11 protein-coding genes are annotated in these 12,429 nt (G+C 36.7%); 4 read left to right on the forward strand and 7 right to left on the reverse strand.

The features are described from left to right. Nucleotides 1-50: 50 nt before the first annotated feature. From MHB42_RS19985 to MHB42_RS20005, 5 genes are all read right to left on the reverse strand, one after another. A complete protein-coding gene (locus tag MHB42_RS19985; protein WP_340808390.1) occupies nucleotides 51-806 on the reverse strand; it encodes an amino acid ABC transporter ATP-binding protein in 756 nt (251 codons plus the stop codon). 13 nt (nucleotides 807-819) lie between these two features. Continuing rightward, nucleotides 820-1,521, reverse strand: a complete 702-nt coding sequence (locus tag MHB42_RS19990) for an amino acid ABC transporter permease (RefSeq protein WP_340808391.1) — start codon at nucleotides 1,519-1,521, stop codon at nucleotides 820-822. 12 nt (nucleotides 1,522-1,533) lie between these two features. Then, nucleotides 1,534-2,241 (reverse strand): amino acid ABC transporter permease, encoded by a 708-nt coding sequence (locus tag MHB42_RS19995; RefSeq protein WP_340808392.1) that lies wholly within the window; start codon nucleotides 2,239-2,241, stop codon nucleotides 1,534-1,536. 85 nt (nucleotides 2,242-2,326) lie between these two features. Continuing rightward, nucleotides 2,327-3,199 (reverse strand): transporter substrate-binding domain-containing protein, encoded by an 873-nt coding sequence (locus tag MHB42_RS20000; RefSeq protein WP_340808393.1) that lies wholly within the window; start codon nucleotides 3,197-3,199, stop codon nucleotides 2,327-2,329. 3 nt (nucleotides 3,200-3,202) lie between these two features. Further along, complete coding sequence (locus tag MHB42_RS20005; protein ID WP_340808394.1) at nucleotides 3,203-4,384, reverse strand: acyl-CoA dehydrogenase family protein; 1,182 nt, start codon at nucleotides 4,382-4,384, stop codon at nucleotides 3,203-3,205. A gap of 287 nt (nucleotides 4,385-4,671) precedes the next feature. On the opposite strand from MHB42_RS20005, the gene MHB42_RS20010 reads away from it, so the two are divergent. Next, a complete protein-coding gene (locus MHB42_RS20010) occupies nucleotides 4,672-5,418 on the forward strand; it encodes a hypothetical protein (protein ID WP_340808395.1) in 747 nt (248 codons plus the stop codon). Nucleotides 5,419-5,473: 55 nt separating this feature from the next. Here MHB42_RS20010 and MHB42_RS20015 read toward each other — a convergent pair whose 3' ends face one another. After that, the gene (locus tag MHB42_RS20015) at nucleotides 5,474-5,848 is read right to left on the reverse strand and encodes a VOC family protein (RefSeq protein ID WP_340808396.1); all 375 of its coding nucleotides are present in this window, start codon (nucleotides 5,846-5,848) and stop codon (nucleotides 5,474-5,476) included. Between the two features lie 246 nt (nucleotides 5,849-6,094). Here MHB42_RS20015 and MHB42_RS20020 point away from each other — a divergent pair, with 246 nt between their 5' ends. Further along, a complete protein-coding gene (locus MHB42_RS20020; protein ID WP_340808397.1) occupies nucleotides 6,095-8,044 on the forward strand; it encodes a methyl-accepting chemotaxis protein in 1,950 nt (649 codons plus the stop codon). A gap of 480 nt (nucleotides 8,045-8,524) precedes the next feature. Further along, nucleotides 8,525-10,474, forward strand: a complete 1,950-nt coding sequence (locus tag MHB42_RS20025) for a methyl-accepting chemotaxis protein (protein WP_340808398.1) — start codon at nucleotides 8,525-8,527, stop codon at nucleotides 10,472-10,474. Nucleotides 10,475-10,648: 174 nt separating this feature from the next. Here MHB42_RS20025 and MHB42_RS20030 read toward each other — a convergent pair whose 3' ends face one another. Beyond that, nucleotides 10,649-11,068 carry a VOC family protein gene (locus MHB42_RS20030; RefSeq protein WP_340808399.1) on the reverse strand — a complete coding sequence of 140 codons (420 nt, stop codon included), beginning with the start codon at nucleotides 11,066-11,068 and terminating at the stop codon, nucleotides 10,649-10,651. Nucleotides 11,069-11,293: 225 nt separating this feature from the next. On the opposite strand from MHB42_RS20030, the gene guaC reads away from it, so the two are divergent. Continuing rightward, a complete protein-coding gene (gene guaC, locus MHB42_RS20035; protein WP_340808400.1) occupies nucleotides 11,294-12,277 on the forward strand; it encodes a GMP reductase in 984 nt (327 codons plus the stop codon). The last annotated feature ends 152 nt before the right edge of the window (nucleotides 12,278-12,429 follow it).

Here is a 12,429-nt window from a genome sequence, read left to right on the forward strand (position 1 = left end):
ATTAAAAATCCACCTCGCTATCATGCTGAGAGTGGATTTTTTGCTACCTATTAAATGTAGAATGTATAATCCTCTGGAATAACACGCTTTAAAAACTTCCTTGTACGTTCCTCTTTTGGATTGACAAAAATATCATGGGGATTGCCTTCCTCAACGACAACACCACCATCCATAAAAATAACACGGTTAGCAACGTCTTTAGCAAAGCCCATTTCATGTGTGACAACAAGCATCGTTGTACCCTCTGCTGCAATATTTTTCATGACCTGCAAAACCTCACCTACTAGCTCAGGGTCAAGTGCAGATGTTGGCTCGTCAAATAAAATAATATCAGGATTTAATGCAACAGCACGTGCAATCCCTACCCGTTGCTGCTGACCCCCAGATAGCTGACTTGGATATGCATCATATTTTTCAGATAACCCTACTTTATCAAGTGCTTTTTTACCAATATCAATAGCCTCCGCCTTTGGAACTTTACGTCCAATAATTAGCCCCTCCGTTACATTTTCCAACGCTGTTTTATTGGTAAAAAGATTATAGTTTTGGAAGACAAATGCGACACGCTGACGAATGGCATGTATATCCTTTTTCTTAATATGTTGAAAATCCACTTCAATATCGCCAAATGTTGCATGCCCTTGATCTGCCTTTTCTAAAAAATTAATGCAACGCAATAATGTTGTTTTTCCTGACCCACTAGGACCTAAAATAACAACCACATCACCTTTATCAATTGCTAAATCAACGCCCTTTAATATTTCATTAGCCCCAAATGATTTATGGATATTTTTAATTTCTAACATGCTTATTCACCTCTTAGACATTCGCCGCTTTGTATTTGCTTAAATATTTTTCATATCGCTTAAATAAGTATTCGACTGTACTACATAAAATTAAATACACAATAAAGATATCCAAATAAGCCTCTACATAATTGTAGCCAACATTAGCTGCTACCTTTGCCTTCAAGGTAATTTCAGGTAAGGACATAGCATAGCCTAAAGAGGTTGCTTTAATTAGATTAACTGTAGCTGTACAAATATTTGGCAGTGCAACAACTAAAGCTTGGGGAATAATAACGCGACGATACGCTTGGAACGTTGTCAATCCTACAGAATATGCCGCTTCTAGCTGCCCTTTTTCAATAGTGCTTAATGCCGAACGGAACACCTCAATTAATATCGCTGTTGAGCTAAATGCAAAAACGATAAAGGCATACCAAATTGGGTTAATTTTATAAATATCATAGGCAATATTATATTTTTCAAAAATCATTTTTAAGATTAATGGAATACTGCTATAAATAATAAAAATTTGTATAATAATCGGTGTCCCTCTTACAAAGGACACATAAACTTTTGCTAGATGATGGATAACAGGGATTTTATTAATTCTTGTTAAGGCTAGTAAAAATCCAAGCGGTAGCGCAATTAGCAAAGCAACAACTGTCACAAGAAGCGCAACTGGAACACCTGATAATGCCACAAAAAATGTTTCAAATAAAAATTGCCAATTCATCGTTACGCCCCCTTACGTTGTTTCTAAGGTCTTCTTACCCTTACCAAATATTTTTTCTAATGTCGTAAATAGTTTTTCAATAATAATGGATAGCACCCAATAAACAATTGCTAAAGCAATATAAACCTCTAATGCATGGGCATTAATATTACTTGCAATAATTAAATTTGCCTTACCAACAATATCAATTAAACCGATTGTATAGGCTAAAGCACCCTCCTGTAATAAAGCAATCATGCCATTGCCAAAGTTCGGCAATGCAATAACAAGTGCCTGTGGAAAAATAATTCGTCGATATGCTTGGAATGGTGTCAATCCTACACTAACAGCCGCCTCAAACTGTCCCTTTGGAATGGCTAAATAAGCCGAACGAATCACCTCTGACATAATCGCAGCAAACTGCAATGTAAATGTGATAACAACCAAAATAGCTGTTTCAATGGAGTGAAGATTTAGTCCAAAATTTTCCGCCAATGCAGGAACACCATAATAAACTAAAAATAATAAAACAATGGATGGTGTACAGCGCATAATTGTTGTATATAAATTGGCTAATTTCTGTAGTAGCTTAATAGAAGATAGCTTAGCAGCAGCTAATAATATGCCAAATATTACACCTAAAATAATTGCAGACCCTGCTACTAAAAATGTAATCTTTAAAAACGGTAATAACATTGGAATTGAGTTCCAAATATAGGATGCGTCAAAATATTTATCCATTCCCTCACCAACTTTTACTTTTATGAATAAAGACTGCTGAGCTATAACTGACCCAGCAGCCTCTTAAAATTTTTATATTCAACAACTAACGATTAACATTTTCTAATACTTCAAATAAATCACGACCATAAAATTCTGTGCTGATGTCATTTGTTTTCTTTTGCTCTTTAATTTGGGCAATAGCTTTATCGTAGGCATCAGCAAATTCTTGCTCCTTTTTATTAAACAGTGGCCATGTTTTAATAACCGCAAATTCATTATAAACAACGTCATCCTTTAAGTTATGGTAAGGGCCATCTTCTGCAAGAACCTGTTGTTTAAATGGACCTTCAATCATAACACCACCATCAACACGACCCTCATTTACCCATTGCACAACATCGACTGTAAATGCATCACCAGCCTCTAGCTTTACTTCATTATCTGGATTCGCTGTATTGTACTCATCAATAATTGTATACTGTGCATTATTAGCGGCAATCGGAGCTAGCGAATAACCCTTCGTCGCAAAGTCCTCTAGTGTTTTCACATCTTCATCCTCTTTACGCAACACAAGACCTGCACTACTTAGTCCTATAAATTCTTGTGGGAAAATAAATTTCTCTTTACGCTCCTCTGTAAAGAATGCATTTTTGACACCTACCTGATATTTACCTTGCTCTACCCCGATTAATAAATCATCGCTTGTTGTCCCAACATATTCAAACTCATACTCAGGTAGTAATTCATCCACAAGCTTCATTACCTCTACATCATAGCCTGTTGGATTGCCATTATCGTCAATATAGCTAATTGGCTTTGTTGCCTGATCAAATGCCACCTTAACTGTGCGAACCTTATCACCATCACCTGAACCTTTATCATCAGATGCTTCTCCTGAATTACAGCCTGCTAAAAGTGCAATAGAAGCCAATCCAATTGCTGCAAATTGAAAAATCTTATTTTTTTGTTTTAACATATCTTATTTCCCCTTACTCTCGGCATATTTTAATTTTTGCTGCTCAAGCGCAGACGTTGCTAATTTGATAATCGTCATATCATCCATCGGTGGATTATGAAGCCCAGCCCGCACATTGCGATAATAGCGCTGTAATGGATTTGCTAGCTGTAAGCTTTTTGCTCCAACAACACGCATTGCCTTATCAACAATATCAATCGCTATATTTGTAACGGTATGTTTAGCAACTGCCATTTCATTTGTTAATTTGTCACGTCTTGCTGGGTCATCATAAGCCTCTGCTACTCCATATAGCACAAATCGAGCCTGATCTAGCTTTAATTCAATATCTCCCAAAAGCTGCTGTACATTTGGTAATGTACCAATTGGTGCATTTAAGCTATTTGGCTGGTAATGGTTTGCAAAATGAAGCGCATAGTCACGAGCTGCTTGTGCAATCCCTAAATATGTTGCAGGAATATGTAGTAACCAACCATTTATTTTGCCGCCACTAGGATGATTTGGTAATTCTACTAAAAACTCTTTTGCGACAACAACATCCTGTAATACAAGATCATGGCTACTTGTGCCACGCATGGCAGACATTTCCCAATTTTCTTCAATCGATAATCCTTGTGCATCTTTATGGATAAGGAAAAACCCGATTTGCTGTTGTTCTTCAATCCAAGCAGATGTAAGGAAATAATCAAGCACTGGGGATGCTGTTGTAAAGATTTTGCGACCATTCAACAGCCAGCCAGCCTTTGTAGAAACTGCATTTGTTCCTGGTCGTCCCCCACGTGTTGGGCTTCCAGTTGCCGCTTCGCTAACAGCTCTATTGATAATTGCCCCCTTCTTGATTTCTTGAGCGAATGCTGTTAATAGCTCCTCTGCCCATAGCTTTTGCTCATATATTTCACCAACAACCCCTAGCGTCCAGCCAAGTGATAGTGAGGCATTCTCGTCATAGCTTGCTAGCGTTTCTTGCACAAGCACCATCTCGTAGACCGATAACCCCTCTCCTCCATATTCCTTCGGTAAAGTGAACTGTGGGTAGCCAATTTGTAAAAGTAATCGATGTGCTTCAAATGGGAAACGAGCTTGCTCATCTACCTCAGCAGCTTCCGCCTTAATTGGCTCTGCAATAGCTGCCAACTGCTCTAACAAAAATTGTTGTCGCTCTGTTTTTATAAATAAATTTTTCAAACTAAATCTCCTTCTTTCCCATATATCAATTATGACTTCATGAATATTACACCAAATCAATATAAAACTTATAAACTTACTATGAATTAAGCGTAAAAAAATTTTTTATCGTATTTATGTTTAATCGGTACTGAATTTTCTGATTCGTTGAAACTTATAATACGTTTCACCTTAAAAAATGTCAATGGGTTAATTTCAAGTTTTTTGATTAGCTTAATAAGAATTAGAATTTTATGCACGTAGCTTTATTTTCAACATATGCTAGCACTAAGGAAAGAGGTGGATATATGACTAATTCTATACATTCATCACAACATATGAATAGCGCTGCTTATTCAACTCCACAGGTGATTCAAACAAAATTTGGAGATATTAATGGCGATGGCTTTTTTGAAACTATTTTTTTAATGGGCACAAAACAGCCTGATAGCCCCTTATGGCACAACCTGACATTAGCTATTTTCTATGGGCAAACACAGCAGATGGAACAACTTCCATTAAAACAAAGCATGGGCTACAATCCAACTATTTTTTTAGGCGATTTTACAGACAATCATATTGAGGATATTATGGCTATTTCTGATACAGGGGGTAGCGGTGGTATTATCAATGGAGAAATATTTTCTTTTGTAAGTAACCAAGTACGCTCTATTTTTGATGCAGAGTCTTTTAGTAATAGGCTTCAATATACTGTTAATTATGTAGACAACTACAAGGCTGTTGTGCAAAGCAGGAGTCCTGCTAAAAAATACACGATTGATTTACAATATAAAGGAGCCGACTATTTAGCGGAAATTTATAATCCAGATGGTACATTAAAACAGCCTATTGAGGGCTGGGTAGACCCTATTAGCGGGCTATATCCTGTAGATTATAATCGAGATGGTGTGTATGAAATTTTAGCATACCAAGCCATTGCAGGTAGATACCATGCAGATGGACTAGGCTATGTAGAAAATATTTTAGCATGGAACGGTCATGAGTTTATTATAGAGCGCCAAACCGTTGGGATATTCGGAGAGGATTTATCATAAAAGACAAAATCTGCTCACCTTTTTTGATAAAGGTCGAGCAGATTCTACGAAATTGTTATTTTTCAACCAAGGCAAAGTAGTTATTTTCAGGATCAGCAAAGTTAAAAACTCTTCCCATTGGCATCATCACTAAATCGCCCACTTTAATCCCCTTCTGCTGAAAATCCTGATACATCTCTTCAATTTGATCAGCGTAAAACATAATAGAAGGTGTACCTAAATTTAGCTCTGGCTGCATTTTGGCAATAAGCTCTTTATTGTGTAAGACAAAGGATGTTTGTGCTTCCTTTGTTGGTGCAATTTCAATCCAACGCATCCCTGTCTCCTCTTGCTCTGCAACAACAACAAACCCCACTTTTTCTGTCCAAAACTTAACTGCTTCATCTTGGTTATTGACATATAGCATTACCTGTCCAATTTGATGAATCATAACAGCATCCCTCCTCTTTTGAGCATTAGTATACCTCAATCAACTACTCCTTACTATAAAGAACAGCAACTTGCTTACGTTTATAATAGGTATATCGAACCTTCGATTAGCAATAAACATTACTAGTAAATAATTAATATAAAATACTTAACATTTATTTTATTTTTGATAAAATAAGCATATTGTCTATGCTTTCCTTTCTACGGAAAATTATACAACAAAAATAATATTGTGAGGATACGACAGATGAAACAATTTAGTTTAAGAAAAAAGCTTATTTTTTCGTTTTTAGCGATACTTCTTGTTCCAACACTGCTTATTGGAACAGTTTCATATCAAAGCACTGAAAAGAAGATACTAGAAGAACAACAAGCAAGTGCAAGCGAAAGTGTCCGTATGCTGGATACAAACATTACAAATACCATTGAGCCAAAGCTACAAGATGTTCAATATTTCGCGCAAAAGTTTAATCAATCTTATTCACAAGAGGATAAAATCTCCGAACTTCAATCACTATTGCAAGAATACGTCAATATGCATTCAGAAGTAGAGCTTGTTTATATTGGATTTGCTGATGGTAAATTAGTAGACGAACCTGCTCAAGAGTATCCTGATGATTTTGACCCTCGTACAAGACCTTGGTATAAGCAAGCATTAGATAGCAATGGCAAGGTCTCCATTACAGCTCCATATATTACGGAATCTACAGGTGATATTGTTATTACAATTACCCAAGCCTTACCAGATGGCTCAGGAGTGATAGGGCTAGACCTAAATATATCGATGCTTAATAGCATTACAAATGATATAAGCATTGGGCAAACAGGCTTTGCTTCACTTTTGGATCACAATCAGCTCTATATTGCTCAGCCGAATAAAGAAAGTGGTACAGAGGCAACAGAAAATTATATCAAAAAAGTTTACGCACAAGAAAATGGGACTATTTATGAAAAAGATCGTCATTTACTGTTTGTAACAAATGAACTTACTGACTGGAAAATTATCGGAACAATGTTTACGAATGAAGCTTCGAAAGCGGCTGCTTCAGCATTTACAATTAACTTAATAATTATCGGTATTTCGATAATTATTGGTCTGTTCTTTATGCTCTATATGATTAAATCAATTGTGAAGCCAATTAATCAATTAAAGCAAAATGCTTTAATAATTAGCGAGGGAGATTTAACAGCGTTTATTGATATCCATTCTAACGATGAAATCGGGCAGCTTGGCGAGGCCTTTATTTCAATGAAGGTTAGCCTGAAAAAGCTAATTCGTAATGTGACACAAAGCTCTCAGCATGTTCAAACCTCAGCACAAAATTTATCTGCTAATGCAGAGCAAAATATTGCGGCTACAGAACAAATTACTACGGCAACACAGCAAATGGCTAGTAGTACAGAAAAACAGACAGTTAGTATTGAGCAAAATGCTACCTCTATTGAGGAAGTTGCCAAAGGGGTTGTAGAGGTTGCTGATAATGCTATGCAAGTTTCAGACCTATCTAGCCACGCTATCCAATTAGCCGAACAAGGTGGACAGGCAGTCGAACAAACCGCTAAACAAATGGCATCCATCCATGACTCTGTGACACAATCAGACACAATGATTAAATCACTCTATGATCGTACAAAGGAAATTGGCTCTATTTTAGAAATGATTAGCGCTATTTCAGAACAAACAAACCTTCTTGCTTTAAATGCAGCTATCGAGGCGGCACGTGCTGGCGAGCATGGCAAAGGCTTTGCTGTTGTAGCAGACGAAGTACGCAAATTAGCCGAGCAATCCCAGCAATCCGCAGAGCAAATTTCAATGTTGATTTCGGGAATTCAACAGGATACAGCAAAATCTGTCCAAACAATGGTTATGGCATCAGAAAATGTTCAAGACGGCTTACAATTAACAAAGGATACAAGACAAAAGTTTAACAACATTATTGAAAGTCTTCGCAATATCGCACCTAAAATGGAGGATATATCTGCTTCAACTCAAGAAATATCCGCAGTTGTAGAGGAAGTTTCCGCAACAGCGATTGAGCTATCCGACCATGCGAAGTTAAATGCTGCTGCGACGGAGGAAATAGCCGCCTCATCAGAGCAAACATTATCCTCCATACAAGATATGGCGCTATCATCAAAAGCACTACTCGATATGGCTGATGAATTACAGGAGTATGTAAATCGTTTTAAATATTAAAGGCTACAGAAATTCAACAACAAGCTCGAACGATCACGAAATTTTTATCTTAGTTCAGCATTCGTCCCCTTCCCCTGCAGGTAGGGGATAAATGCTTTTTACCTCTGTTCAGAAGGTGACCGAACGCATTGTTTATCTGCGCTTCGTCATTGTTCGAGCTTTTTATTTATACTTATAATAGGCACATTCCAAAACGATTATTTCCCTTTTATTTACGATTCCCCTATTTATTATATAAGAATATCTATCATCATGTTTTCACTAACAGTTTATATTGTTTTATGCTGTTAAAAGTAGAGTAACGCAAATTTTATTTCCAGATTTTTCGAAAAATTATATTGATTAATAGTCATTTTACTCTTAGAATCAGATTAAAACCTTTGAACTACTAAAAATTAGTTATTTTTCAGTACATACAGCCTGCTGTTGTCGCTTTAGTCGTTCAATCAATACATAAATATTATGGGAGGGCTACATATTATGAAACAAATCAGTTTAAGAAAGAAGCTTATCTTTGCCTTCTTGGTAATACTGCTTGTTCCGACAATTTTAATTGGTACAATCTCCTTTCAAAGTACCAAAGATCAAATTTTAGCTGAACAGCAGGCAAGTGCAACTGACAGTGTTCGTATGTTAAATACAAATATTATAAGTATGATTGCTCCAAAAGTACACGATATTGAGTATTTTGCTAGCAAAATAGATGGGTCTTATTTGCAAGATGATAAAAGAGCTGAATTAAAAGGTCTTTTTCAAGAATATATTAATACCCATCCAGAAGTAGAGCTACTATATATAGGTACGGCTGATGGTCGAATTATTGATGAGCCTGTTCATGACTATGCAAGCGATTATGATCCTCGTGTTCGCTCTTGGTATACTGAAGCTTTTGATCATAAAGGACAGACTTCCATTACATCTCCATATATATCGAAATCTACAGATAATATAGTTGTTACAGTTATGCAGACACTTCCTGATGAATCAGGAGTTATCGCCTTGGACTTAAATATTTCTGTTTTAAGTGCTATAACGGATGAAACACGTATTGGTAAAACAGGCTTTGCCTCTATTATCGATAGCAATAAGCATTATATTGTCCAAAAGGATAAAGAGAGTGGCTCTGAAGCTACAGAAAGCTATATTGATAAAATTTTTGAAAAAGATGCAGGAACTGTTGTTGAAAGCGATCGCCATTTACAATTTGCTACAAATGAACTTACAGGTTGGAAAATTATTGGTACAATGTATACGGTGGAGGCTACAAATGCAGCAATCTCCACACTGCGTATTAACTTAATTATTATTACAATTTCCATTATTGCAGGTATTATCTTTATGCTCTATATGATTAAATCAATTGTTCATCCAATTAAGAGCTTACAACAAAGTGCATTAAAAATTAGTGAGGGCGATTTAACAGAGTTTATTGATATTCATACAAAGGACGAAATTGGACAGCTTGGCGAGGCATTTGTTGCCATGAAGGTTAACTTAAAAAAACTTATTCGCAATGTTGACCAAAGCTCACAGCATGTCCAAACTGCTGCACAGGGGCTTTCAGCAAATGCTGAGCAAAATATTGCTACATCCGAACAAGTCACAGAGGCTATGAGACAGGTAGCCGTTAGCACTGAGAAACAAACAACAGGAATTGATCAAAACGCTATTTCAGTCGAGGAGATTGCTAAAGGTGTTGTAGAGGTTGCTGATAGTGCCCTACAAGTGTCAGACCTATCTAGTCAAGCTATTCAGCTAGCAGAAGAAGGTGGACAATCTGTTGAGCAAACCGTTAATCAAATGGTATCTATTCATGACTCTGTGGCACAATCAGATACAATGATTAAATCACTATTTGATCGTACAAAAGAAATAGGCTCCATTATTGAAATTATTAGTGCTATTTCAGACCAGACAAATCTTCTTGCTTTAAATGCGGCTATTGAAGCGGCACGTGCTGGCGAGCATGGTAAGGGCTTTGCTGTTGTTGCAGATGAAGTACGTAAATTAGCTGAGCAATCCCACCAATCCGCAGAGCAAATTTCGATGCTGATTTCAGGAATTCAGCAAGATACAGCAAAATCTGTGCAAACAATGACAAAGGCTTCGGCTGATGTACAAGAAGGCTTACAATTATCTGAAGATACAAAGGAAAAGTTTGCAAGTATTATCGACAGCTTGCGAGAGATGGCTCCGAAAATGGAAGATATATCTGCTTCAGCTCAAGAAATATCAGCGGTTGTTGAAGAAGTTTCGGCAACAGCTATTGAACTATCTGACCATGCGAAGCTAAATGCTGCTGCCTCTGAGGAAGTAGCTGCATCAACCGATGAAACACTATCTTCCATGCAGGAAATTGCCTCCTCTGCCAAGACATTACTCGACATGGCTGATGAATTACAAGGCTACGTAGACCGTTTCCACTATTAAATAAGTAAGGCTGTAGAGAACGTAAATATTCTCTACAGCCTTTTTGTACACATTTTATCCTGTATTAATAATTTCGGGTGTACCGAAAGCGAAGCGACAAATCTTTTCTGCACGAAAGCAAGGCATCAAGCAGCAAGTACAGGCTGTAAGACCCCCACTGATTGAAGGTTCACTTTATGCATTTACTTCATGACCAAATTGCCATTCAATACCGAATTTATCTGTTAATGAGCCATAGCACTTACTCCAAAATGTTTCTTGAAGCTCCATCTTAACTTTGCCACCATCTTTTAGTTTATCAAATGCTTGTCGCAGCTGTTCCTCATCATCGGAAACAATTGCTAATGTAATATTGTTCCCTGCTGTAAAAGGTGAGCCTGGAAATGTATCTGAGAACATTACCCTACTACCGAAAATGGAAAGTCTTGTATGCATCACAAGGTCTTTTGCTTCCTCAGGTAATGGATAATCAGGATTTTGAGGCGAATCGCCAAATGTCATCATTTCAGCCTTCTCTGTCTGAAAAACATCTTCATAAAATGCTACAGCCTCACGACAATTACCATTAAAAATTAAATAAACATCTACTGCCATTTCCAACACTCCCTTGCGCTATTTTAAAACATCTTTATTGTACATGGATGATAACTTATAACACAAATTATAAGTGAAAATATTCTTGCTTTTTAGTTTCTACTGTAAAAATTTTATTTATTTGCACAAATGCTTTGACATTTACTCAAAAATCATGTAAATTACCAAATGGCGAACAATTTAAATAAATTCAAAAAAAATATTCGTATTTTAGGAGTGTATATAATGGATAATGTATTTGACTATGAGGATATTCAACTAATTCCCGCAAAATGTATCGTAGAAAGCCGTTCAGAATGTGATACTTCTGTTACTTTAGGAGGGCATACGTTCAAGCTTCCTGTAGTACCTGCAAATATGCAAACAATTATTGATGAAAACCTTGCTAAAATGTTAGCTGAAAACGGTTACTTTTATATTATGCATCGCTTCCAGCCGGAAACACGTATAGGCTTTATTCAAGATATGCAAAGTCGTGGCTTTATCGCATCAATTAGTGTTGGTGTAAAAGAGGAAGAATATACATTTATTGAGGAATTAGCGGATGCAAATTTAGTACCTGAATTTATTACAATTGATATTGCACATGGTCATTCAAATGCTGTTATTCGTATGATTCAGCATATTAAAAAGCACTTGCCAAACAGCTTTGTTATTGCTGGTAATGTTGGTACACCAGAAGCAGTACGTGAGCTTGAAAATGCTGGTGCAGACGCTACGAAGGTTGGTATTGGACCAGGTAAAGTATGTATTACAAAAATTAAAACAGGCTTTGGTACAGGTGGCTGGCAGCTTGCTGCTCTACGCTGGTGTGCAAAGGCTGCTACAAAGCCAATTATTGCTGATGGTGGTATTCGCACACATGGAGATATCGCGAAATCTGTACGTTTTGGCGCATCAATGGTTATGATTGGTTCTTTATTTGCAGGTCATGAAGAATCACCTGGTGAAACAATTGAAATCGATGGTAAAGTTGTCAAGGAATACTTCGGCTCTGCCTCTGAATTCCAAAAAGGCGAGCGTAAAAATGTTGAGGGCAAAAAAATGTATGTAGAGCATAAAGGAAGTATTCAAGATACATTAATCGAAATGCAGCAAGACCTACAATCATCTATTTCCTATGCAGGTGGGACAAAGCTGGAATCTATTCGAAATGTTGATTATGTTATTGTGAAAAACTCTATCTTCAACGGAGATAAGGTGTACTAATAAAACACAGACCCAATTAAGAGCTACTACTCTTAGTTGGGTTTTTTGTTCCTCTGAAAATTTTATACCCACTGTCATTATAATGCATACTAAAATACCTTATTATATTATCTGAATTTTCTATTTTATTAGAAAAGTATATATTATAATAG

This window comes from Lysinibacillus sp. FSL K6-0232, assembly GCF_038008325.1.
Taxonomy (GTDB): Bacteria; Bacillota; Bacilli; order Bacillales_A; family Planococcaceae; genus Lysinibacillus.